The organism is Rhodococcus sp. O3 (assembly GCF_048897285.1).
In the GTDB taxonomy this organism is placed as follows: Bacteria; Actinomycetota; Actinomycetes; order Mycobacteriales; family Mycobacteriaceae; genus Rhodococcus.
This window is the reverse complement of the sequence record NZ_JBMBTE010000034.1, coordinates 23,838-48,289: the sequence shown is the minus strand read 5'-3', so window position 1 is coordinate 48,289 and position 24,452 is coordinate 23,838. Positions and strand designations below refer to the sequence as shown.

The window sequence follows — 24,452 nt, the reverse complement described above, 5'->3', positions numbered from 1 at the left end:
GCCCGACTCCGCGGCCTACAACATCCCGATCCCGATGCGGCTGAGCGGAGCGCTCGACGTCGCCGCGCTCGAAGCGGCGGTCCGTGACGTGATCTCCCGTCACGAGGTCCTGCGCACCTTCTACCCCGAGATCGACGGCGCCGGCGTCCAGGAAGTGCTCCCGGCCGGGTGGCTGCCGGCCGGCCTCGAGCCGGTCCGGGTCGCCGACGAGAACGACCTGCGCACCCGGGTCGCGGAACTGCTGTCCGCGGGCTTCGACGTGACCGTGGCGCCGCCCGTGCGCGGCGCCCTGTTCCGGATCACCGAGGACGAGCACGTGCTCGCACTCGTCGTGCACCACATCGCGGCCGACGGTGTGTCGACCGGACCGCTGGCCCGTGACATCGTCCTGGCCTACACGTCCCGCGTCGGCGGGCAGGCCCCGGCCTGGAAGCCCCTCGAGGTGCAGTACGCGGACTTCGCGCTGTGGCAGCGCGAGGTCCTCGGCGACGAGGACGATCCGGAATCGCTGATCTCCACCCAGCTCGACTACTGGTCCGAGACCCTCGCCGGAACCCCGGACGTGCTGGACCTGCCCACCGACCGGCCCCGGCCGGCGGTGCGCACCGGCGTCGGCGGAACCGTCGACTTCGCGGTGCCCGCGGATGTCGTCGCCGGGATCAAGCGTGTGGCGGCCGAGCAGCGCGCCACGCCGTTCATGGTCGTGCACACCGCGCTCGCGGTGCTGCTGGCCCGGCTGTCCGGCAGTGACGACATCACGATCGGCACCCCGGTCGCCGGTCGCGGTGACGCCGCGCTCGACGACCTGGTCGGCATGTTCGTCAACACCCTCGTGTTGCGCACTCCGATCGACCCGGGCGCGTCGTTCCGTGACCTGCTCTCGGGAGCGTCGCGCGCCGATCTCGGTGCGTTCGCGCACGCGGACGTCCCGTTCGAGCGCCTCGTTGACCGGATCAATCCCGTGCGCTCGCAGTCGTTCTCACCGCTGTTCCAGGTCATGCTGGCCTTCCAGAACTACAGCCAGTCCGTGGTCGAGCTTCCCGGACTCTCGGTGTCTGCGCTCGAATTCGATTGGCAGGCAGCACAATACGATCTGTCTGTCACGCTCGTCGAACCCGCCGGAGGCGACGGGTCCTACCTGGGCGAGATCGGCTACGCCGCGGACATCTTCGACGCGGCAACCGTGTCCGCGATCGCGGAGCGCCTCGTCCGTGTTCTCGCGGCCACGACCGCGGATCCGGACGTCGTCGTCGGCGACCTCGAACTGGTCGACGACGGCGAACGCCACCGGATGCTCGTCGAGTGGAACGACACGGCCCGCCCCGCGACCGGCGAACGGCTGCTCGACGGATTCGCCGCGCAGGTGCAGCGGACGCCGGACGCACCGGCGGTCGTGTTCCGCGACGAGATCCTCGACTACGCGGCGTTCGACCGCCGGGTGAACGCGCTCGCGCGGGTTCTCCTCGACCGGGGCGTGGGCCCGGAAGTGCTGGTCGGCGTGTGCATGAGCCGATCCGTCGACATGCTGGTCGCGATCTACGCGATCCTGCGGGCGGGCGGCGGCTACGTCCCGATCGATCCGGAGCATCCCCTCGACCGCACGGCGTACGTGCTCGAGGTCGCGGCACCGTTGCTCGTGCTCACCACCGCGGCGGACCGTGACGCCCTGCCGGGCGAGGTCGCGGCGATCGACGTCGCGGACCTCGACCTCGATGTCGACACGGCGCAGGTCGTGACGGCCGCCGGTCTGCGACCGGACAACACCGCGTACGTGATCTTCACGTCGGGTTCGACGGGACGTCCGAAGGGCGTCGCCGTCTCGCACCGGTCCGTCGTCAACCAGATCGCCTGGATGGCCGAGCGGTACGACCTCGGCGCCGGGGACACCGCGCTGCACAAGACCCCCATCACGTTCGACGCGTGTGTGTGGGAGCTGTTCTACCCGCTGCAGGCCGGTGCCCGGCTGGTGATCGCCGAGCCCGGCGGCCACCGCGACCCCGAGTATCTCGTGCAGGTCTCCCGCCGGTGGGACGTGTGCATCCTCGAGTTCGTTCCGTCGATGCTCGCGCTGTTCCTCGCCGACGACGGCCTCGCCCTGCCCCCGTCGCTGCGGTACCTGTCGGTCGGTGGCGAGGCACTGCCCCCGGAACTGGTGGCGCGTTTCGTGTCGCGTTCGGATGCGGTGCTCGACAACACCTACGGGCCGACCGAGGTGACCGTGACCTCGACGGTGTTCCGTTGTGTCGCAGAGGAATCCTCGTCGGTTCCGATCGGCGAGCCGATCCGTGGCGTCCGTGCGTACGTCCTCGACGCACGCCTGCATCCGGTGCCCGTCGGTGTCCCCGGCGAGCTGTACCTGTCGGGTGTCCAGGTCGCCCGCGGCTACCTCGGCCGGCCGGACCTGACCGCGGAGCGTTTCGTCGCCGACCCGTTCGCCGGGGCGAGCGAAGCGACGGGGAATGGCACGGCCGACGCCGGTGGTCGCCTGTACCGCACCGGCGACCTGGTGCGGTGGCTGCCCGACGGCACGCTGGACTACCTCGGCCGCACCGACTTCCAGGTGAAGGTGCGTGGTCTGCGCATCGAACTCGGCGAGATCGAGACGGCGCTGACCGACCTGCCCGAGATCTGGCAGTCCGTCGTGGTGGTCCACGACGGTGAATTCGGGCAGCAGCTCGTCGCCTACGTGGTGCCGTCGCCGGGCGCGACCGTCGATGTCGACGCCGCCCGCGACCGCCTCGGCGAATCGCTGCCCCGGTACATGGTTCCCGACGTCGTGATGGTGCTGGACGAGCTTCCGCTCAACCACTCCGGCAAGCTCGACCGGCGCGCTCTGCCGGAGCCGGCGCTCGCCGTGCGCGAGTTCCGCGCCCCGACGACCGCGGTCGAGGAGATCGTCGCCGCCGTCTACGCCGAGGTTCTCGGTCTCGATCGCGTCGGCCTCGACGACGACTTCTTCGCTCTGGGCGGCAACTCGCTCGTCGCAACCCAGGTGGTCTCCCGGATCGGCAGCGAACTCGACACCCGGATCCCGGTGCGCGCGCTGTTCGAGGCCCCGACGGTCGCCGCACTCGCCGCGGTCGCCGAGCAGCACGCCGGTGCCGGCGGCCGGGTCGCGCTCACCGCGCGGCCGCGCCCGGACCGTATTCCGTTGTCGCTGGCGCAGTCCCGGATGTGGTTCCTCAACCGGTTCGATCCGGAGTCGGCCGCGTACAACGTGCCGGTCGCGATCCGTCTGACGGGTGAACTCGATGTGACGGCGCTCGAAGCGGCCGTCAACGACATGGTCGCCCGGCACGAAGCCCTGCGCACCGTGTACCCGGAGGTCGACGGCGCCGGCACGCAGGTGATCCTGCCGGCCGCGCAGGCGCGGATCGAGCTCGCGCCGCTCGAGGTGACCGAGTCCGAGGCGCTCGAACGGGTGTTCGCCGCCGTGGGAACAGGATTCGACGTCACCACCGCTGTGCCGGTGCGCGCGGAACTTCTGCGCGTCGCCCCGGACGAGCACGTGCTGGTGGTCGTGGCGCACCACATCGCCGCCGACGGTTTCTCGATGGGACCGCTGACCCGTGACGTGATGATCGCGTACGCGTCCCGCTCGCGCGGGGAGCACCCGTCGTGGGCGCCGTTGCCGGTGCAGTACGCGGACTACACGCTGTGGCAGCGCGAGGTCCTGGGAGCCGAGGAGGATCCGCAGTCGCTGATCGCCGGCCAGCTCGACTACTGGACCACCGCGCTGGAGGGTGTGCCGGATCAGCTGGATCTGCCCACCGACCGGCCCCGGCCGGCGGTCGCGTCGAACACCGGCCGCGACCACCGCTTCGAGATCGGAGCGGACGTCCAGGCCGGCATCGCCGACCTGGCGCGGCGTACGGGCGTGACCGCGTTCATGGTGGTGCACGCGGCGCTGGCCGCGGTCCTGGCGCGCATGTCCGGCAGCGACGACATCGCGATCGGCACGCCGGTCGCCGGTCGTGGCGAGGCCGCGCTGGACGACGTGGTGGGCATGTTCGTCAACACCCTCGTTCTGAGGACGCGCGTCGACGGCGGAGAGCCGTTCACCGACCTGCTGGCCCGGGTCAAGGACACCGATCTCGGTGCGTTCGGGCACGCCGACGTGCCGTTCGAGCGGCTCGTCGAGGTGCTGGATCCGCCGCGGTCGCAGGCGCGGCACCCGCTGTTCCAGGTGATGCTCACGTTCGAGAACATCGGGCAGTCGAGCTTCGAGCTGCCGGGGCTGACGGTCGCCGGTGTTCAGGCCGAGAACCGCACGGCGAAGTTCGACCTGCAGTTCGTGCTGTCGGACACGTTCACCGCCGACGGATCGCCCGCGGGAATCGCCGCCGGTGTCACCTACGCGACCGATCTGTTCGACGAGGCGACCGTGGCGTCGCTCGCGCAGCGGTTCACCCGGGTGCTCGCGGCGGTCGTCGCCGATCCGGCGCTGCGGGTCGGAGCTGTTCCGGTGCTGGATGCGGCCGAACGGATCTCGGTCCTCGAAACATGGAACGACACCGCACACGGGACGGATTCGACCGCGACCCTCGTCGATCTGTTCGAGGCGCAGGTCGTGCGCACTCCGGACGCCCCGGCGGTCGTGTTCGGTGACGAGACCCTGACCTACCGCGAATTCGCGTCGCGGGTGCACCGGCTGGCGCGGGTCCTGATCGCGTCGGGTGTCGGTCCCGATGCGCTCGTCGCCCTGACGATGCGTCGCTCGACGGAACTGCTCGTCGGCATGTACGCGGTGGTCGTGGCGGGCGGTGCGTACGTGCCGATCGATCCCGACCAGCCGGCCGAACGCAACGACTACGTGCTCGCGACCGCGGATCCCGTGCTCGTGCTGTCCACGAGCACGGACGCGATCGAGGCCCCGGGACGGGACGTGGTGCTGCTCGATCGGCTCGACGTCTCCGACTACCCGGACGGTCCCGTCACGGACGCCGAACGGCTCGGTGCCGTCCTCCCGGACAACACCGCCTACGTGATCTTCACGTCCGGTTCGACGGGCCGCCCGAAGGGTGTGGCGGTCGCGCACGCCGCGATCGTCAACCGTCTGCTGTGGATGCAGGGGCAGTACGAGCTGACCGCGGACGACGTGGTCGTGCAGAAGACCCCGTTCACGTTCGACGTGTCGGTCTGGGAGTTCTTCTGGCCCTTGCAGATCGGTGCCCGCCTGGTTGTCGCGGCACCGGACGTGCACCGCGATCCGGCGGCGTTGGCCCGGCTCGTCGCCGACGCCGGCGTCACGGTGGTGCACTTCGTGCCGTCGATGCTCGCCGCCTACGTCGCCGAGCCGAGCGCGGCGGCGGGTTCCGGACTGCGGATGGTGTTCGCCTCCGGTGAGGCGCTGCCCGCGCCGATCGCCGCGCGGATGCGGGAACTCGTGCCCGGGGTCGCCGTGCACAACCTCTACGGCCCGACCGAGGCCGCGGTGGACGTGACCTTCCACGAGGTCACCGACGCGGACGTCGTGACCGTGCCGATCGGTGCGCCCGTGTGGAACACCCGGGTGTACGTGCTCGACGCGCGCTTGCAGCCGGTGCCCGTGGGTGTCGCCGGTGAGCTGTACCTGTCGGGTGTCCAGGTCGCGCGCGGCTACGTGCGGCGCCCCGACCTGTCCGCGGAACGGTTCGTCGCCGACCCGTTCGTCGGGGCGAGCGAAGCGACGGGGAATGGCACGACCGGCGCGCGCATGTACCGGACCGGCGACCTCGTGAAGTGGTCGGCCGCCGGGGAACTGGAATACATCGGCCGCACCGACTTCCAGGTGAAGGTCCGCGGTCTGCGCATCGAACTCGGCGAGATCGAGTCGGCGCTGACGGACCTGCCCGAGATCGCCCAGTCCGTCGTGGTGGTCCACGACGGCGAACTCGGGCAGCAGCTCGTCGCGTACGTCGTGCCGGCCGACGGCGCGGATGTCGATGTGGCCGCGGTGAAGTCCGCGGTCGGCGCACGCGTGCCCGGGTACATGGTTCCCGACGTGGTGACCGTGCTCGACGCGTTCCCGCTCAACGCCAGCGGCAAGCTCGACCGCAAGGCCCTGCCCGCCCCGGTGTTCGAGGCCCGGGAGTTCCGTGCCCCGGCCACCCCGGTCGAGGAGATCGTCGCCGCCACGTTCGCGCACGTTCTCGGTGTCGATCGCGTCGGTGCCGACGACGACTTCTTCGCGCTCGGCGGCAACTCGCTCGTCGCGACGCAGGTCGCGGCCAGGCTCGGGGCGGCCCTCGACACCGAGGTACCCGTGCGGGTCCTGTTCGAGGATTCGACGGTGACGGCCCTCGCGGCCCGTGTCGAATCCCGCGCCGGTTCGGGCCGGCGTGCGCCGCTCGAGCCGCAGCCGCGCCCGGACCGGATCCCGCTGTCGCTGGCGCAGTCCCGCATGTGGTTCCTCAACCGGTTCGACACCGCCTCCGCGGTCAACAACATCCCGGTGGCGGTGCGCCTGTCCGGCGAACTCGACGTCGGCGCGCTGCGTGCGGCGGTCGCCGACGTCGTGGCCCGGCACGAGGTGCTCCGTACCGTCTACCCGGAGGTCGACGGCGGCGGGCACCAGGTGGTGCTGCCCGCCGGTGAGGCCGGGGTCGAACTGGACGTGCGAGCCGTCACCGCGGATTCGGCGTTCGAGGTGGTCACCGAGATCGTCGAGTCCGGATTCGACGTCACCACGGAGGTTCCCGTGCGTGCCGCGCTGCTGCAGCTCGGCGGCGGCGAACACGTCCTGGTCTTCTCGGTCCATCACATCGCCGCCGACGGTTTCTCGATGGCACCGCTGACCCGTGACGTGATGATCGCGTACGCCGCGCGTTCGCGCGGCGAGGCCCCGGCGTGGGCACCGTTGCCGGTGCAGTACGCCGACTTCACGCTCTGGCAGCGCGAGGTGCTCGGTGCCGAGTCCGATCCCGATTCGGTGATCGCACGGCAGCTCGGCTACTGGACCGAACGGCTGGCGGGCATCCCCGACCAGCTGGACCTCCCGAGCGACCGGCCGCGGCCGGCGGTGGCCACCAACCGGGGTGCGGCGTACACGTTCACGCTCCCGGCGCGGCTGCAGGACGCGATCGGCGCGCTGGCGCGTGACCGTCAGGCGACCCCGTTCATGGTCGTGCACGCGGCCCTCGCGTCCCTGCTGGCGCGGCTGTCCGGCACCGACGACATCGCGATCGGCGCACCCATCGCGGGCCGCGGCGAGGCCGCGCTCGACGACCTCGTCGGCATGTTCGTCAACACGCTGGTCCTGCGCACGGACGTCGCGGCAGGCGAACCGTTCGAGGAACTGCTCGGCCGGGTCCGGTCCACCGACCTCGGGGCGTTCGCGCACGCCGACGTGCCGTTCGAGCGTCTCGTCGAGGTGCTCGACCCGGCACGGTCGCAAGGCCGGCACCCGCTGTTCCAGGTGGCGCTGTTCTTCCAGAACATGAACCGCACCGCGCTCGAACTCGGCGGACTGTCCGTCGCGCCCGTCGAAACCGAGACGCACCTCGTCAAGTTCGACCTGCAGGTCGCGGTCGCCGAGATGTTCGACGACGCCGGCGCATCGGCCGGTGCCGCGGTGGAGCTCCAGTACGCCACCGACCTGTTCGACGAGTCGACGATCGTCGCGTTCGCGGACCGCTTCGTGCGGATACTCGAAGCGGTGACCACCGACCCGGCGATCGCCGTCGGTGACCTGCCGGTCCTCGCCGCGGACGAACGCGCCGAGATCGTCGACGCGCGCAACCGGACGCAGCACCCCACCGTCGACACCCTGCTGCTCGACAGCTTCGACCGGCAGGTGGTCCTGACTCCGGACGCGAATGCTGTAGTCTACGAAGGTGATTCGCTGACCTACGCAGAATTCGACGCTCGTGTCACCGCGCTCGCGCGGCGCCTGATCGGGCTCGGGGTGGGGCCGGAGTCGCGGGTCGCGCTCGCGATGCGACGCTCGCTCGAGCTGGTCGTCGGCATGTACGCCGTGCTCCGCGCGGGCGGCGCGTATGTGCCGGTCGATCCGGATCATCCGGCCGATCGCATCGCCTACATCCTCGACGCGGCGGACCCGGTCGCGGTGCTCAGCACCGAACGGGACGAATTCACCGCCGCGAGCGGCCGGACCGTGCTGTTCCTCGACACCCTGGACCTGTCCGATGTCCCGACCGATCCGATCGAGGACTCCGAGCGGATCGGGTCCGTGCACGCCGGCAACACCGCGTACGTGATCTTCACGTCCGGGTCCACCGGCAAGCCCAAGGGCGTCGCGGTCCCGCACGGCGCGATCGTCAACCAGATGGAATGGATGCAGGGGCAGTACCGGTTCACCGAGGCCGATGTGTACCTGCAGAAGACCGCGACGACGTTCGACGTGTCGCTGTGGGGCTTCTTCCTGCCGCTGCGGGTCGGGGCGACCCTCGTCGTCGCGACCCCGGACGGGCACCGCGACCCGCTCTACCTCGCGGAGCGGATCCGTTCGGCGGCGGTCACGGTCACCGACTTCGTTCCGTCGATGCTGTCGGTGTTCGTCTCCGCGGTGGCGCCGGGCGACGTCGCGGGCCTGCGCGACGTGTTCGTCATCGGTGAGGCCCTGCCCGCAGCGACCGCCGAGGCATTCGCGCGGATCAGCGGCGCCGGGCTGCACAACCTGTACGGCCCGACCGAGGCCGCCGTCTCGATCACCTACCGGCAGGCCGCACCGGGCGATGCCGGCTCGGTGCCGATCGGTGCGCCGCAGTGGAATTCGAAGGTCTACGTCCTCGACTCCCGCCTGAATCCGGTGCCCGACGGCGTGCCCGGCGAGCTGTACCTCTCGGGCGTGCAGTTGGCGCGCGGCTATCACGGCCGGGTCGACCTCACGAGTGACCGGTTCGTGGCCGACAGGTTCGAGGCGGGCGAGCGGATGTACCGCACCGGTGACCTCGTGTACTGGCAGGGCGGTGAACTCGTCTACATCGGGCGCACCGACTTCCAGGTCAAGTTCCGCGGCCAGCGCATCGAGCTCGGAGAGATCGAGGCGGCGCTGCTCGACGACGACGCGGTCATCTCCGCGGCGGTGCTCGTCGTCGACACCGCCACCGGTGAACAGCTCGTCGCGTACATCGTGCCGGGGGCGCCGGAGTCGTTCGACCTCGATCGGGCCCGCGAGTCGCTGAGCCGGAAGCTGCCGACCTACATGATGCCGTCGGCGTTCGTCGTGCTCGACGCGTTCCCGCTCAACGCGTCGGGCAAGCTCGACCGCAAGGCCCTGCCGGCGCCGGTGTTCGAGGCGCGGGAGTTCCGGGCTCCGTCGACCCCGGTCGAGCAGATCGTCGCCGGGGTGTTCGCGGACGTTCTCGGCATCGACACGATCGGTGTCGACGACGACTTCTTCGAGCTCGGCGGCAACTCGCTCGTCGCGACCCAGGTCGTGGCCAGGCTCGGAGCGGCGCTCGACGCCGCGGTGCCGGTGCGTGCGCTCTTCGAGGCGACGACCGTCGAAGCGCTCGCCGCGCGTCTCGAGTCGCACACCGGGGGACCGGGCCGTGCCGCTCTCGTGCCGCAGCCCCGCCCCGACCGGATCCCGTTGTCGGCGGCGCAGTCCCGCATGTGGTTCCTCAACCGCTTCGACCCGGATTCGGCCGCGTACAACATCCCGATCGCGATCCGCATGTCGGGCGCACTCGACGTGGCGGCCCTGCAGCTCGCCGTCGACGACGTGGTCGCCCGCCACGAGGTGCTGCGCACCGTCTACCCGGAGGTCGACGGCACCGGCGTGCAGGACGTGCTGTCCCCGGAGCGGGCCCGCCTGGCCCTGGCCGTCGAGAACGTCTCGGAGACCGCCGTACTCGAGCGGGTCGCCGAGCTGGTCACGGCCGGGTTCGACGTCACGACGGCGGTTCCGGTCCGCGCGGCTCTGCTGCGGATCGCCGAGGACGACCACGTGTTCGTGTTCGTCGCGCACCACATCGCCGCGGACGGCTTCTCGATCGCGCCGCTGACCCGCGACGTCGTCACGGCGTACGCGGCCCGCGTGCAGGGTGGCACCCCCACCTGGGCGCCGCTTCCGGTGCAGTACGCGGACTACACGCTGTGGCAGCGGGACGTGCTCGGTGACGAGGCGGATCCGCAGTCGCTGCTCGCCCAGCAGCTCGGGTACTGGACCGAAGCCCTCGCCGGGGCTCCGGAGGAGGTGACGCTGCCGACCGACCGGCCGCGTCCCGCCGCGCTGTCGCACCACGGTGCCACCCACCGGTTCACCGTTCCCGCCGACGTGCGCGCCGGTATCGACCGGCTGGCGGCGGAGCGGGGATCGACGCCGTTCATGGTGGTGCACGCCGCGTTGGCGCTGCTGCTGGCGCGGTTGTCCGGCAGTGACGACGTGACCGTCGGTGCTCCGGTGGCCGGTCGAGGTGACGCCGCGCTCGACGATCTCGTCGGCATGTTCGTCAACACGCTCGTGCTGCGCACCCCCGTGGTGGCCGACGAGACGTTCGCGGACCTGCTGGCGCGTGCCCGGACGACGGATCTCGGCGCGTTCGGACACGCCGACATTCCGTTCGAGCGCCTCGTCGAAGCGCTCGACGTCGAACGGTCCACCGCGCGCAACCCGCTGTTCCAGGTGGCTCTGGTGTTCCAGAACCAGCCGGCCGCGGCGTTCGATCTCGGTGGACTGCGGCTCGCCGCAGTCGAATTCGAGGACGGAGTCTCGCGCTTCGACCTGCAGGTGACCGTCACCGAGATCGGTGCCGGCGGCGAATACCGCGTCGACCTGACCTACGCGACCGACCTGTTCGACGAGTCGACCGTGGTGGCGTTCGCCGAGCGGTTCGGCCGGGTTCTCGCCGCGGTCACCGCCGATCCCACGATCGTCGTCGGGGACGTCGAGGTCCTCGCGGACTCCGAGCGCGCGGCCCTCGTCGGCGCTGCCCGCGCGGGCGCCACCGCTGCCCGCGCTCCTCGCGGCCGGGTGTGGACCTCGACCCTGCCCGCGCTCATGGCAGAGGCCGTCGCGAAGAACCCGGACGGGACCGCACTGGTCTTCGGTGACCGTTCGCTGACCTACCGGGAACTCGACGAGCAGTCCTCGCGCCTGGCGCGGGTGCTGCTCGGCCGGGGAATCGGGTCGTCCGATCTCGTCGCGATCGCGGTGCCGCGGTCGATCGAGTCCGTGCTCGCCGTGTGGGCGGTCGCGAAGACCGGCGCCGGTTACGTCCCGGTCGACGTGAAGTACCCGGCCGATCGGGTCGCGCACATGATCGACGATTCGGGAGTCGTTCTGGGCCTGACGATGTCGGCGCACGTCGACGCACTGTCGGACGGTGTCGACTGGCTCGTGCTCGACGACGAGGACGTGCGATCCCGGTGTGCTGCCGAATCCGATGCTCCGGTCACCTACCGGGATCTGCCCGCACCGATCCGGTCGTCGCAGGTCGCGTACGTGATCTACACGTCCGGTTCGACGGGCCTCCCGAAGGGCGTCGCCGTCACCCACGCCGGTCTGCACAACTTCTGCGTCGAGCAGTACGAGAGGTACTCGCCGACGGAGCAGTCGCGCGTCCTGCACGTGGCATCGCCGAGTTTCGACGCGTCCGTCCTCGAACTGCTGCTGGCGCTCGGTGCGGCCGCGACGATGGTGGTCTCGCCGCCGGACGTGTTCGGCGGGGACGCGCTCGAGGACCTGATCCGGCGCGAGTCGGTGACGCACGCATTCATCACCCCGACGGTGCTGGCGTCGATGGACCCGGCGGGTCTGGATTCGCTGCAGCATCTCGTCGCCGGTGGCGAGGCGGTCTCGGCGGACATCGTGGAGAAGTGGGCGCCCGGACGGTCGCTGTACAACGGCTACGGGCCGACGGAGACGACGATCATGTCGAACATCTCCGAACCGATGGTCCCCGGTGCGCCGGTCACGATCGGCGGGCCGATCCGGGGAATGCGGGAACTGGTGCTCGACAGCCGGTTGCGGCCCGTCCCGGTGGGCGTGCCCGGCGAGTTGTACATCGCCGGTGTGCAGCTCGCCCGCGGATACCACGAGCGTCGCGGTCTGACCGCGGAGCGGTTCGTCGCGGATCCGTTCGGCGTTCCCGGTGACCGCATGTACCGCACGGGCGATGTCGTGACCTGGACGGCGGACGGCGAGATCGCCTACGTCGGGCGCAGCGACTTCCAGGTCAAGATCCGCGGTCTGCGTATCGAACTCGGTGAGATCGATGCGGCCCTGTCCGCGCATCCCTCCGTCGACGTGGCCGCGACGGTCGCGCACAAGGACGGCGAGTCCGCTTCGGCTCAGCTCGTCGGATACGTGCTGCCGGTGGCGGGGGAGCGGATCGATCCGGCCGAACTCAAGGAGTTCGTGGCGAGAAGCGTTCCCTCGCACATGGTTCCGTCGGCGATCATGGTCCTCGACGAGCTGCCGCTGACCCCGGTCGGCAAGCTGGATCGCCGGGCCCTGCCGGCGCCGGTGTTCGAGGCGCGGGAGTTCCGCGCACCCGTCACGCCGGTCGAACTCGCGGTCGCAGCCGTGTTCGCCGAGGTCCTCGGCGTCGAACGGGTCGGCCTCGACGACGACTTCTTCGAACTGGGCGGGCATTCGCTGCTGGTGATCAAGGTGATCAACCGGTTGCGGGACCTGACCGGTCTCGAGGTCGGCGTCCAGGAGTTGTTCGACCACCCGCAGGTCGAGGATCTCGCGCGGGCGATCGACCCGCAGCGCAGCGGCCCGGACGTCGCGAGCTTCGCCGAACACGTGAGCCTCGCCGCGGACATCACCGCCGACGGCGCACAGCCGCCGCGCGTCGAACCCGAGGTCGTGCTGCTGACCGGTGCCACCGGTTTCCTCGGCTCGCACCTGGTGCGGGAACTGCTCGATCGCACCGACGCCGAGGTGTGGTGCCTCGTCCGGGCCGAGTCGCCCGAACACGGTCACGCCCGCATCGTGGAATCGATGCGCCGCTTCGGATCCTGGCGGGACACCGGAGCCGACCGCATCGTCGCGGTACCGGGTGACCTCGGCCGGGATCGGCTCGGCCTCGACGAGGACCGGTTCGCCGAACTCGCCGAGCGGGTCGACGCCATCGTGCACAACGGGGCACGCGTCAACCACATCGAGACGTACAGCCGGTTGCATCGGCCGAACGTGCTCGCGACCGAGGAACTGCTGCGGCTCGCCGCGACCGTCCGGCTCAAGCCGCTGCACTTCGTGTCCACAGGCTCGGTGCTCACCGACGAGGCGGCGCTCGCGGAAGGGCGGCCGTACGTCGCGGGCGAGGACGATCTGCTCGAGGCGGAGCGGGTCGGCGGCTCGGGGTACGTCCAGTCGAAGTGGGTCGGCGAGGCCGTGGTCCGGCTCGCCGGCGAACGGGGCGTTCCGGTGTCGATCTACCGGCCCGGTCTGATCACCGGCGACGTGGAAACCGGTGCGTGCGGTTCGGACGACGCGTTCTGGAACATGGTGCGCGCCATCGTCGCGCTGCAGCAGATCCCGGACATCGCGACCGGCACGGTGCCGATGGTCCCGGTCAACTACGTCGCGCGGGCGCTCGTCCAGCTCGCCGTCGATCCGGCGACGTGGGGCGGGACCTACCATCTCGTGTCGCAGCGACGGGTGCCGATGGCCGACCTCGAAACGCAGTTGCGTGCGCACGGATTCGATCTGCGCACGGTGACGGTGCCCGAGTTCGGGGAGACGTTGTTCACCACGGCGGAGAAACTGTCCGCGGCCGGCGACGACAGTCTGATGCGGGCGATGCTCGTGTCCGGCCAGTTCGCGACCGGTCTCGCCGAGATCGAGACGTTCTCGGACGAGAAGACCCGCGCACACCTGGCCGGGACCGGCGTGGAGTGCCCGGTCGTGGACGCGGAGGTGCTCGGCCGGTACGTGGAGTACTACGCCCGGACCGGCTTCTTCCGCCCGCTCGACGGGTAGAACCGGCAACGGCCGGACCGGAACGTGGGTTCCGGTCCGGCCGTTCCGGTTTCGGGCAGTGGGTGAGGGACGCCGGAAACGGGAGGCGGATCAGACGCCGAGCGCACCGGCCAGGACCGGCCAGGAGTTCTCGAGCTCGTCGCGCCAGTAACCCCACGAATGCGTTCCGGTGGGCCGGAAGACAACGGTCGCGGGAATGTCCAGCTCGTCGAGCCGGCGTGCCATGTTCTGCGTGCAGCCGTTCGTCGCGGCCTCGATGATCCCGCCGACGACGACCTGATTCGCGAGTACCCCGATGTCCCCGTCGATGTCGGGTCCGGTGAGCGTGTCGTATCGGCCGGGCAGCCCGCTGCCGTTCGACAGGTACAGGGCCAGACCGCGCAGCTTCTCGGCATTGACGTAGGGGTCGTTCGCCACCCAGTCGGGGTCGTCCGGTGGGCCCCACATGTTCTCGGTGTTTCCGTCGCCCCACGATTCGACCACGAGATTCACGTACGCCTGCCCGACGGGGTCCGACGTCTGCGCGCAGCCGCTGTACGCGGCGACCCCGCGGTAGAGGCCCGGCTTCGCGAGGGGAAGCTGCAGCACCGACGTGCCCGACGACGACAGGCCTGCAATCGCGTTGACGCCGTTGGCGCCCAGACCGGCGTCGATCAGCGGGGGCAGTTCCTCGGTGAGGAAGGTCGCCCACTTGTTGACACCGAGCACCGGATCGGGCCGCTGCCAATCGGTGTAGTAGCTCCACTTCCCGGCCATCGGGGTCACCACGTTGACGTTCTTGTCCGCCAGGAACGTCGCGGCGTCGGTCCGGGCCCGCCACGTCGCACCGTCTTCGCCTCCGCCGGCGCCGTTGAGCAGATAGAGGGTGGGGCGCGGGACGCTCGTGTCCTTCGGACGGATGATATCCAGCGGGATCTCCCGGTCCATCGACCCGGAATACACGTACATCACGAGGGACTGTGCGTCGCGCACCTCGATCCGGGTGATGCGTGAACCGTTGACCGACACCGGCGAGGCGAGCGGCTGGGCGTTGTCGACGACCGGATCGGCCTCTGCAGCACCGGCTGTGAGGACGGGGAACAGTGCGGTGACGAGGGCGAACGCCGCCGCCTGGGCTATCCGCGCACGCCGCGTTCTGCTCTGGCCGGGTGCGCGGAGCGCATCGCGTGATGCCGGTCGGATCATCGTCGTGGACCTGCCTGTCGGTGGGCGCCGGAAGCCCGGCGCCGGCTGGGTTCGGTTGTCTCATCGTCGCGAAACGGGTTTCCGTTTCATCACGGCAATAGTTCCTCAACGGCCGGTGCGCGGCCGGAGATCCGAACTTCTTTACGGTATCGTCACCGTTGGCGTACGGTGTGATCCGCACCGATGGGGGGTTCGTGCTGTCGCCGCCATCGTTGAACCGGCCGCTGCGGCGGTCGCCTACAGGAGGAGTTCTCAGATGCGTCGTGCACTGACCGTTCTGCTCGGCAGCGCAGCCGCTGCCGGTATCGCTTTCGGCGCCGCGGGTGCCGCTCAGGCGGAACCGATCGTGCCGCAGGCGCCGATCCCGTTCATCGGCCTGACCCCCGATCAGCTCGCGGACGCGGTCACCCCGCCGAACTGCCCTCCGGGCAACCTGTTCGCCGTGATCGGCGGTCAGTGCTTCGTGATCGGCTGATACGCGACAACCGTTCGCAACAGTCGACGATGGGATCCCTTCGGGGGTCCCATCGTCGCATGTACGAGGGCGCTGCTCCGCGGTGACCCGACACGCAGGAACAGCAATGGAGAAGGTGGGAAGCGAGCGCATGCGCCGAAACACGAACCGTACGGCGGTAGCCGTCGCGAGGTCCCTTGCCGTGGTACTGACCGCGGCCGCACTGCCCATGGCTGTGGGCGCGGCCTCTGCGGGGGCCGATCCGGTCCTCGACACCGGGAAGGTTCTCGCTTCGGTCGAGTCGCCCAACGGTTCGAAGATCACCAAGGCCGAGGTGTACGACGAGCACTCGATCATCATCTGGGTCTATTCGGCGTCGATGGGACGTGAGATCCCGGTCGATGTGTGGCGTCCGGCCGACACGAGCGAACCGCGGCCCACGCTGTACCTGCTCAACGGTGCCGGTGGCGGCGAGGACGCCGGGACGTGGCGTCTGCAGACCGACGCGATCGACTTCCTGACCGAGAAGAACATCAACGTCGTGTCGCCGCTTGCCGGCCGGTTCAGCTACTACACCGACTGGTACTCCCCGGACCCGGTCCTCGGCAACAACAAGTGGACGACGTTCATCACCGAGGAACTGCCGCCCATCGTCGACGCCGCGCTCGGCACCAACGGCGTCAATGCCATCGCCGGCCTGTCCTCCTCCGGCACGTCGGTGTTCTCGCTCGCGACCGCGAAGCCGGGCCTGTTCAACGGCGTCGCCGCGTACAGCGGTTGCGCGCAGACGTCGGACCCGATCGGCAAGCAGTTCGTCAAGCTCACGGTCGAGACCTGGGGTGGCGGCGACGTCGCCAACATGTGGGGTTCGGACGACGACCCGGCGTGGGAGGCGAACGATCCCTACCTGCACGCGGAGAAGCTGCGCGGCCTGGAACTGTACGTCTCGAACGGCACCGGCCTGCCCGGCCGCTACGACAACGGCGACGGCCCGGGTATGAACGGCGACGCCGGAAACGTGGCCAACCAGGTCATCGTCGGTGGCGTGATCGAGGCCGCCACCAACTACTGCACGCACAATCTGCAGGACCGGCTGAACGAGCTCGGCATTCCGGCGACCTTCAAGTTCCGCGACGACGGCACCCACTCGTGGGGTTACTGGGAGGACGAGCTGAAGGAGTCGTGGCCGGTGCTGGCACGCGCACTCGACATCGACGAGAGCTGATCCGCGAGCGAATCGCGACAGCCGCGACGAACATCTCGGGGCCGGTGACGAACTTCGTCACCGGCCCCGAGGCCGCTTCTGGGGGGGAGTGGTTCAGGCCCGCCACACGAACCGGCGCGGCTTGAGCCGGTCGAGGGTGGTCCACAGCCTGTAACGGCGGCCGGGGATGCTCACGACCCGGCCCTTCGCCGCGTCCTCGAGGGCGGTCCGCGCGACGTCCGCGGTGTCGAGCCACAGCTGCTTCGGGACGCCGGACACGTCCTGCCCGCCACGAGGATGGAACTCGGTGTCCATGAATCCGGGGCACAGCGCGACCATGCGCACCCCGTCCGCGGCCACCTTGTGGGCGAGACCTTCCGAGAACTTGACGACCCACGCCTTGCTCGCGCTGTACGTCGATGCCGGGCCCGTGAACAGACCCGACACGCTGGCGACGTTGACGATCGTGCCGCGGCCGGCTGCGCGCATCGGCGGCAGCGCGGCGTGGGTCAGTTCCATCACCGCGGTGACGTTGACCCCGAGCTGGCCGCGCAGCAGGTCGAGGTCCGCGTCCCAGAACTCGCCGTCCGTGAGGAAACCGGCGTTGTTGACGAGGACGTCGACACCCTTCGCGAGCCGTTCGGAGGCCGCGTCCCGCCCGGCCTCGGTCGCGAGATCCGCCGCGATGATCTCCGCGCGGACGCCGTGCGCGCCGGCGAGTTCGTCCGCCAGCGCGTGCAGCCGTGCCTCGTCGCGTGCCACCAGAACCAGATCGTGCCCCTGCTCGGCGAGCAATCGGGCGAATGCCGCGCCGAGTCCGGAGGTGGGGCCGGTGACGAGTGCGACCGGGCGGGTCGACGGTGATGTGGCTGCGGAATCAGTCATGCGGCCACCGTAGTGGACCTCGCTCAATTGTGGGCGGCCGCATGGCGATAGCCGCGGACCGCCGGATACAGGAAGACCGCGATCAATCCGAACGACCACGCACACGTGAGCAGCAGCGGCTCGAGGACGGGCCCGCCGAGCGAGAGACCCTTCATCGTGTCGACCGCGCAGGAGAGCGGCTGGTACTCCACGACCGGCTGCAGCCACGTGGGATAAGCCATCACCGGCACGAATCCCGAATTGAAGAACATCAGCAGCGTGCAGACGATCGACACCGTCTCCACGAGCGGGGCATCGCCGGACACCGCGGCCAGCGCGGTGACCATCACCGCGAAACCCAGCCCGAACAGAATCGGGACCAGCAGCATGACGACCCCCGCGAGCGGTCCCTGCAGGAACCGGAATCCCAGGGCCGTTCCGACGACCACGATGAGCACGGTCGTGGCGAAGATCCGCACGGCCTCGGCCATCATGCGGCCGACCAGGCCCGAGGCGCGATGGACGGGCATCGCCCAGAACCTGCTGAGCAGGCCCTTCTTGCGCTCTTCCCGCAATCCCACGGCGCTGACGACCGACCCGAACATCGCACCGATGAGCGCGATCAGCGGGACGTTGCCGTAGATCGCGGGCTGCCCGGTCGCCGCGGTGATCGAGTCACCCAGCACGAGCCGGAACATCACGAGCGTCAGTGCCGGATACAGCAGCGCCTGAATCATCGTCGCCGGGTCGCGGGACCAGCGTCGCAGCAGCCGGGTGCACTGCATCAGGCTGTGGTCGACGAGCGCGCGTGCCGACCCCTCCGGATGCGCCCCGTCGGGCTCCGGGAAATCGAACATCCGATCGGCGTCGAAGGCGCCCTGGGGGAGATTGCGGTCGGTGTGCGTGCTCATCCGCGCCTCACACTCGCCCAGACCGCGAGGGGCGCGCACACCACGAGCAGACCCGCGCACCACAGGGCCGCCGGCAGCAGTACCGAGGCGGTGATGCCACCTTCCGCCATGTCGCGCATCGCGAAGGAGAACTGGGAAATGGGCTGGTTGCGGACGAACGGGCGGATCCATTCGGGAAAGCCCTCCTCCGGAACGAACCCGCAGGACAGCATGCCCAGGATCAGCTGCGGCAGGGCCAGGGCCTGCGAGGTCGCCTCGGGACTCTTCGACAGCGACCCGATCGCATCGGCGCCCAGCGACAGCGTGACGCCGATGAGCAGCCCGAATCCGCAGAACGCCGCGGCCTGCCAGAAACCGGCGCTGAACCGGAACCCGATGACGTGCCCGAAGAGCAGCGCGGCTGTCAGTGCCACCGCGGCCCGGAGGGAACTGCTGGTCATCCGGGAGATGAGCGGTACCGGCGCCGACACCGGCATCGTCTGGAGCCGGGTGGTGAATCCGTTCGCGGATTCCTTGGCGGCGATCTGTGACGCGGAGATGGCGGTGAAGGCCATCGCCTGCATCACGATGATCGGCATGAGGAACTGTGCGTAGTCGATGCCCCTGATCTGCATGACGAACTTCAACGGCAGATAGAAGCCGATCGTGAAGACCAGCGGCGCGATGATCGCGATGAACAGTTCACCCTCGCGGACCATCGCACGGATCGACCGGCCCGACAGGGCCCGCCACTGGTGGAAACCCGACGGTTCGACCCGTCGGTGCACACCGACGGTCCTGTCGGGCGGCGACAGCGCGGCATCGCGTCGAAGGCTGCGCGGCGTAGTGACACCCTTCGCGCCGGCAGTCATGCTCTTCGCGGTGGCGGTCACGTGGCCACCTCTTCCGCCGGCTGCTCGTCGGGCAGGGGAGAAGCGGAGTGACCGGTCAAGGTGAGGAACACGTCGTCGAGGGATGGTCGGCGCAGTCCGATGTCCGCGAGCGGAATCTCCTCCGCGTCGAGCCGGCGCAGCGCTTCGGCCAGCGTCGCAGCCCCGCCCGGCGCGGGAATCGAGACGTGGTCGACGCTCGGGTGCTGCGCGACCTCGGCACGCACCTCGTCGGGCACCAGGTCGCCGAGCGCGGCGATCACCCGCGGCACCGCTGCCGGGTCGGCCGGCACGACCTCGCAGAAGCTGCCGCCGGTGCGGGCCTTCAGTTCGTCGGCCGTACCCTCCGCGACGATGGTGCCCCTGTCGATGACGATGATGTTGTCGCTGAGGAGATCGGCCTCTTCGAGATACTGCGTGGTGAGCAGGACCGTGATGCCCTGGTTCTTCAGTGCCGCGACGAGCGACCAGACGCCCTGTCGGCTCCGGGGGTCCAGTCCGGTGGTCGGTTCGTCGAGGAACACCACCTCGGGGCGCACGACGAGCCCGCACGCGATGTCCACCCGCCGCCGCATGCCGCCCGAGTAGTGCCGGACCGCGCGCCGACCGGCCTCGACGAGATCGAACTCCTCCAGGAGGGCTTCCGCCCGGGCCTTCGCCGTCGCCCGGTCGAGCCCCATCAGACGCCCGAAGAGGATGAGGTTCTCGCGTCCGGTGAGCGCCTCGTCGAGCGCGGCGTACTGCCCGGTCATCATGATCGAGCGCCGGACTTCCGGCGCATGGGTCACCACGTCGTAGCCGGCGATCCGCGCGCGGCCGCTCGTGGGCCGGATCAAGGTCGACAGAATCTTGACGGTCGTCGTCTTTCCGGCGCCGTTCGGTCCGAGGATTCCCAGGACACTGCCCGGGGGTGCGGAAAAGGAGATTCCGCTGAGTGCGTGCACATCACCGAACGATTTGTGGACGTCCTCCACCAGTACTGCGTAGTCCTGATATCCCAGCATCACGCTCCGCCGTCGAGTTCGATCCGGAATGGCCCGTCCTGTCCCTGTTCCCCTGCACTTCCTGTTCCTCGCCGTTTCGCGGCGCGAGGAGCGTCGTCGTCTCGCTGATGCTACCCGCGCGGACGATCCGGACACGTCCGTCCGAAAATCGCGCCGTCCGGAAATCTTCGTGGATCCGGACCGGGAGGCGACCTCGCGTGCTCTGGTTGTAATGCCCGTTTTCCATCCGCACCGACAACGTGTCGGCTATCGTGAAATTCGCGTCGGGGCGGGAGTTGCGGGGAGATTCCGAGTGAAAATCCTTCTGCGTGATGGCCAGGCACGCCTCGCGAAGCGAGTGCAATATCGACGGGCGATGACACCGCGTCACGCCCTCGAGTTGGTTTCCGATGCGGTTACCGGGGAATCGGCGATCGTCGACGTCTGGGTATTCGCTCCCGGTCCCGACGGTGCCGGCCCGATCGACCGGAATTCTCTGCTCGAATGGATCGGCGACCGGATCTCGCGGTCGCGGGCGCTCACCGAGCGAGTCGAATTCCACCGCTGGCCGGCGGATCCGAACTGGATTCGGGACGTCGACCCGCAGTGGGAGCAGCAGGTGAATTACGTCGACGTCGCCGGGGAGAACTGGGACGGATTGCGGCGCAGATTCGCGGCCGTGCTCGCGGAACCGATGGATCTGAGCAGACCGCCCTGGGAATTGCATGTATTGAGCGGCGCGAAAGGAATCGACGGTTTTCCCGACGGCTCGACTTTCGTCGTCCTGAAATTCCACCACTGTGTCGGCGACGGAATCGAGACCGTTGCGATCGCTCGCCGGCTGTTCGACGACCCGGACGGTGAAGCCGAGCCCGCCGACCCCGACGTGCTGTCCGGTCCACCACTCCTCGTGCAGACGGCGGCCGTGCCTGCCCGGTTCGTACGCATGCTGCGCGCCTGGCGCCGGGCCCGAACCGCGGTCGCGGAGTTCGAGGACCTGGTCGCCAGCGAGGAGATCACCCCGGCACCGGTAGCGCCCCGCACCCGTTTCAACGGGCCGTTGACCGGCCGCACGACCGCCGATGTCCTGCGATGGGACCTGCGCGCCGTGCAGGAGGCGCGGCGGAAGGTGCCCGGTGCGACTCTCAACGATTTCGTCCTGGCCGTGGTGGCCGGTGGTCTGCGTGGATACCTCGAACGCCACGGGGAGCTGCCCGAGGAACCGCTCGTCGGAGCGATCCCCATGTCTGTGGTCGCGACCGCGGAGCGGTTGCGCGCGCCCGAGCGCGGTTCCAACCAGTTCTCGATGGTGCTGCTCTCGCTGAGCACCGACGAACCCGATCCGCTCGTCCGTTTCCGGTCCATAGTGTCCGCGTCCGCCGCGGGCAAGGCCCGGGCACGAACCACGGCCGCCGTGACCGCGACCACCGCGCTCGACGACTACCCCTGGTGGGTCGCCAAGCGCATCGTCGCCGCTCACCAGCGACGGGTGTCGGCGGGAGCGCGGGTGGTCGCGAACACCACCGTCGCGAACGTGCCTCGGGGTCCGGGTGGGCTCATGTGCTGTGGTGCGCAGGCAGTTTCGGCGTTCGGTGTCCTTGCCGTCCACGGCGGGGGAGGCCTCGGACACATCGTGACGTCGTTCGGAGACGAGCTGGCGCTCACGTTCACCGCCGACGAGTCGATGATGCCGGATCCCGACGCCTACCGGGACGACCTGCTCGCCTCCTACGACGCGCTGGTGACGGCTATCGACGGCAGTTCACGGGGTGATCCGCCGAGGAACCGCATCTCGGTGTGACCTGAGACAGCTTTACCGTGTATGTCCGCTACCCACCGTTACCGAAAGGTAATGTGCGTCTCGGTGTCGTATCGACTGCCGGTATGACGCCGCCACGGCAAGGGGTGTCGTGACATCACCAGACAGGGACAACGCGGAATGAATGGACGGTCGGGGGCCGGACGCGCAGCACGACGCCGGGTGATGACACCCAGGCATGCACTCAATCTGACGGATCCACGGACTGTGGACGAATCGAAGTTCATCCAGATCTGGGTCTTCGAACCGGGAGAGGCCGGCCAGGAGCCGATCGGCCGCGACGAACTCGTCGAGTGGATGACCGCCCGGCTCGATCGATCCCGGGTGTTCACCGAGATCGTCGAATTCCGGTCGCCGTTGGCGTATCCCGTCTGGCGGACGGCCGAGCACGTCGACGTCGCCGACCACATCCGGTACCTCGACCTCGACGGTGCCGGCTGGGACGGGTTCACCGCCGAACTGGCTCGCATCGTCGCCGCACCGATGGATCTGAGCAGGCCGCTGTGGGAACTGCACGCGATCACCGGAGTGCGGGACGTGCCGGGCATCCCGGACGACGCCCTCTACATCGTGATCAAGTTCCAGCACGCGATCGGGGACGGCGTCGAGGCGGTCGGGATCTCACGGAGGCTCTTCGATGCTCCCGATGCGGACGTCGAGAAGCCCGAACCCGAGTACGTCCCTCCGGGACTGGTGCGTCAGGTCGCAGCGGTCCCCGGGCAGGTGGTGAACATGCTGCGCGCCGCGCGTCGCACCAAGGAAGCGGTCGCCGAACTCGACGCCCTGACCGCCAGCGGTGAGATCCCGCCCGCGCCGGCCGCGGTGCCGAATCGGTTCAATTCGCCTGCGAGCGGCGGTGCGGTGGTCGTGGACGTCGCGCGGCGATCGCTCGATGCCGCGCAGGCCGCTCGCCGGACGGTGCCGGGCGTCACCGTGAACGATTTCGCGCTCGCCGTCGTCTCCGGGGCGATGCGTGAATACCTGCGCCACCACGGCGAACTCGGTGACGACCCGGTGGTGGTCGCGTCGCCGATGTCGCTGGTGCCGCTGGCGGAACGCCGGAGGAACCCGGAACAGGCGTCGAACCAGTTCGGGATGATTCTCGTCGATCTGCACGTGCAGGAACCGGACCCGCGAGTCCGCCTCGAGAAGATCGCCGAATCCACCGCGCAGGGCAAACGGCGCAGCCGCAGCGCCCCGGCGATGATTGCGACCACCGCGCTCGACGATTATCCGTGGTGGATGGCCCGCAGGGTCGTCGCGGCGACGCATCACGCCGTCGAAGCCGGGACCGGTATCTCCGCGAACGCCATGATCACGAACGTGCCCCGTGGATCGTCCGATCTCACGTTCTTCGGCCGACGCTCCCTCGAGGCCTTCAACCTGTCGTCGGTTCACTCGGGTTTCGCGATGAGCATCACGTCGCTCGGGAGTGAACTGTCGATCAGCTTCACCGCGAACGCGGCGGCGATGCCGGATCCGCAGCGCTTCCGGCGGGCACTGGAGGATTCGTTCGACGCGCTGGTCTCGGCATTGGGGTCCACGGATCCGGACCGGCCGACCGTTCCCGTCGGCTGAACTCAGTCCCACACTCCGACTTCGTCGAGGTGCCGGACCAGGCGCTGGGCACCGTCGGTGAAGTGCTGCCGGGTCACCTCCCCGGCAGCGTCGGAGTCCCCGCGGGCGAGCGCGTCGATCAGGCGTGTGTGACTCTGCACCGCGGCGGCACCCCAGTCGGGGTCCGAGGAGTAGAAGCTGGCCGGCGTGTAGCGGGTGGCGTTGAGCAGGAACCAGGACAGTTTGCGCGCGTCCGCCGCCCGGTTCAGGGTGCGGTGGAAGACGAACTCGATGTCCTCGATCCGCCCGCCCTCGCTGGCACGCACGGCCTCACGCAGCTGCTCGTTGAGTTCGGTGAGTTCGGCAACCGTCTCGGGGGTGATGGACCGCGCCGCGCGCCGGGCTAGTTCCTCCGCGATCTGTCCCTGGAGCCAGAACAGGTCGTCGATGTCGCCGCGACTCAGCGGTGCGACGACGTACCCGCGGTGGGGGACCAGCTCGACCAGGCCCTCGCCGCGCAGGGTCAGCAGCGCCTCCCGCACGGGTGTGACGCTCACGCCGAGTTCCGCGGCGGTCTCGTCCAGGCGGATGAAGTCTCCGGGCCGCACGCCGCCGGACATGATGCGATTGCGTACGTGAACAGCGACGTCGTCGGACAGCTGGGGACGACGGCGCAGCGCACGGGACCCGACGGGACGCGGCCGGGCGGACGATGTCATGGGCACTCCTC

At 69.6% G+C, this 24,452-nt stretch carries 11 protein-coding genes; 5 read left to right on the top strand and 6 right to left on the bottom strand.

Going from position 1 to position 24,452, the window contains the following annotated elements; all coding sequences use genetic code 11:
* Nucleotides 1-13,876, top strand: a 13,876-nt coding sequence (locus ACN675_RS12425; protein WP_420751131.1) for an amino acid adenylation domain-containing protein, incomplete at its 5' end; no start/stop codon positions are given.
* Nucleotides 13,877-13,966: 90 nt separating this feature from the next.
* Here the strand turns inward: ACN675_RS12425 and ACN675_RS12420 are convergent.
* Entirely contained in the window at nt 13,967-15,061 is a 1,095-nt protein-coding gene (locus tag ACN675_RS12420; protein ID WP_420751130.1) for an alpha/beta hydrolase, read from the bottom strand.
* 256 nt (nt 15,062-15,317) lie between these two features.
* Between ACN675_RS12420 and ACN675_RS12415 the strand changes: the two genes are divergently transcribed.
* Both ACN675_RS12415 and ACN675_RS12410 read left to right on the top strand, forming a co-directional pair.
* Nucleotides 15,318-15,536, top strand: coding sequence for a hypothetical protein (locus tag ACN675_RS12415; RefSeq protein WP_420751129.1), 219 nt, complete (start codon nt 15,318-15,320; stop codon nt 15,534-15,536).
* A 130-nt stretch (nt 15,537-15,666) separates the two neighbouring features.
* On the top strand, nt 15,667-16,740 hold the full coding sequence (locus tag ACN675_RS12410; protein WP_420751133.1) for an alpha/beta hydrolase: 1,074 nt from the start codon (nt 15,667-15,669) through the stop codon (nt 16,738-16,740).
* A gap of 93 nt (nt 16,741-16,833) precedes the next feature.
* Here the strand turns inward: ACN675_RS12410 and ACN675_RS12405 are convergent, their stop codons facing one another.
* From ACN675_RS12405 to ACN675_RS12390, 4 genes are read right to left on the bottom strand one after another with little or no spacing between them, the layout of a single operon-like run.
* The gene (locus ACN675_RS12405; RefSeq protein WP_420751128.1) at nt 16,834-17,604 is read right to left on the bottom strand and encodes an SDR family NAD(P)-dependent oxidoreductase; all 771 of its coding nucleotides are present in this window, start codon (nt 17,602-17,604) and stop codon (nt 16,834-16,836) included.
* A 23-nt stretch (nt 17,605-17,627) separates the two neighbouring features.
* Nucleotides 17,628-18,494 carry an ABC transporter permease gene (locus ACN675_RS12400; RefSeq protein ID WP_420751127.1) on the bottom strand — a complete coding sequence of 289 codons (867 nt, stop codon included), beginning with the start codon at nt 18,492-18,494 and terminating at the stop codon, nt 17,628-17,630.
* The gene (locus ACN675_RS12395) at nt 18,491-19,345 is read right to left on the bottom strand and encodes an ABC transporter permease (protein ID WP_420751132.1); all 855 of its coding nucleotides are present in this window, start codon (nt 19,343-19,345) and stop codon (nt 18,491-18,493) included. Before ACN675_RS12395 ends, ACN675_RS12400 begins: the two co-directional genes overlap by 4 nt.
* Before the next feature lie 17 nt (nt 19,346-19,362).
* Nucleotides 19,363-20,367, bottom strand: coding sequence for an ATP-binding cassette domain-containing protein (locus ACN675_RS12390; protein WP_420751126.1), 1,005 nt, complete (start codon nt 20,365-20,367; stop codon nt 19,363-19,365).
* A 355-nt stretch (nt 20,368-20,722) separates the two neighbouring features.
* Between ACN675_RS12390 and ACN675_RS12385 the strand changes: the two genes are divergently transcribed.
* The gene (locus ACN675_RS12385) at nt 20,723-22,147 is read left to right on the top strand and encodes a wax ester/triacylglycerol synthase domain-containing protein (RefSeq protein WP_420751125.1); all 1,425 of its coding nucleotides are present in this window, start codon (nt 20,723-20,725) and stop codon (nt 22,145-22,147) included.
* A 225-nt stretch (nt 22,148-22,372) separates the two neighbouring features.
* Entirely contained in the window at nt 22,373-23,743 is a 1,371-nt protein-coding gene (locus ACN675_RS12380; RefSeq protein WP_420751124.1) for a wax ester/triacylglycerol synthase domain-containing protein, read from the top strand.
* A 2-nt stretch (nt 23,744-23,745) separates the two neighbouring features.
* Here the strand turns inward: ACN675_RS12380 and ACN675_RS12375 are convergent, their stop codons facing one another.
* A complete protein-coding gene (locus ACN675_RS12375) occupies nt 23,746-24,441 on the bottom strand; it encodes a GntR family transcriptional regulator (protein WP_420751123.1) in 696 nt (231 codons plus the stop codon).
* Between the last annotated feature and the right edge of the window lie 11 nt (nt 24,442-24,452).

What these genes read in the sequence shown, in the direction of transcription:
- ACN675_RS12420 (WP_420751130.1), bottom strand. Translation starts at nt 15,061, where the DNA reads ATGATCCGACCGGCATCACGCGATGCGCTCCGCGCACCCGGCCAGAGC.
- ACN675_RS12415 (WP_420751129.1), top strand. Translation starts at nt 15,318, where the DNA reads ATGCGTCGTGCACTGACCGTTCTGCTCGGCAGCGCAGCCGCTGCCGGT.
- ACN675_RS12410 (WP_420751133.1), top strand. Translation starts at nt 15,667, where the DNA reads ATGCGCCGAAACACGAACCGTACGGCGGTAGCCGTCGCGAGGTCCCTT.
- ACN675_RS12405 (WP_420751128.1), bottom strand. Translation starts at nt 17,604, where the DNA reads ATGACTGATTCCGCAGCCACATCACCGTCGACCCGCCCGGTCGCACTC.
- ACN675_RS12400 (WP_420751127.1), bottom strand. Translation starts at nt 18,494, where the DNA reads ATGAGCACGCACACCGACCGCAATCTCCCCCAGGGCGCCTTCGACGCC.
- ACN675_RS12395 (WP_420751132.1), bottom strand. Translation starts at nt 19,345, where the DNA reads ATGACTGCCGGCGCGAAGGGTGTCACTACGCCGCGCAGCCTTCGACGC.
- ACN675_RS12390 (WP_420751126.1), bottom strand. Translation starts at nt 20,367, where the DNA reads ATGCTGGGATATCAGGACTACGCAGTACTGGTGGAGGACGTCCACAAA.
- ACN675_RS12385 (WP_420751125.1), top strand. Translation starts at nt 20,723, where the DNA reads ATGACACCGCGTCACGCCCTCGAGTTGGTTTCCGATGCGGTTACCGGG.
- ACN675_RS12375 (WP_420751123.1), bottom strand. Translation starts at nt 24,441, where the DNA reads ATGACATCGTCCGCCCGGCCGCGTCCCGTCGGGTCCCGTGCGCTGCGC.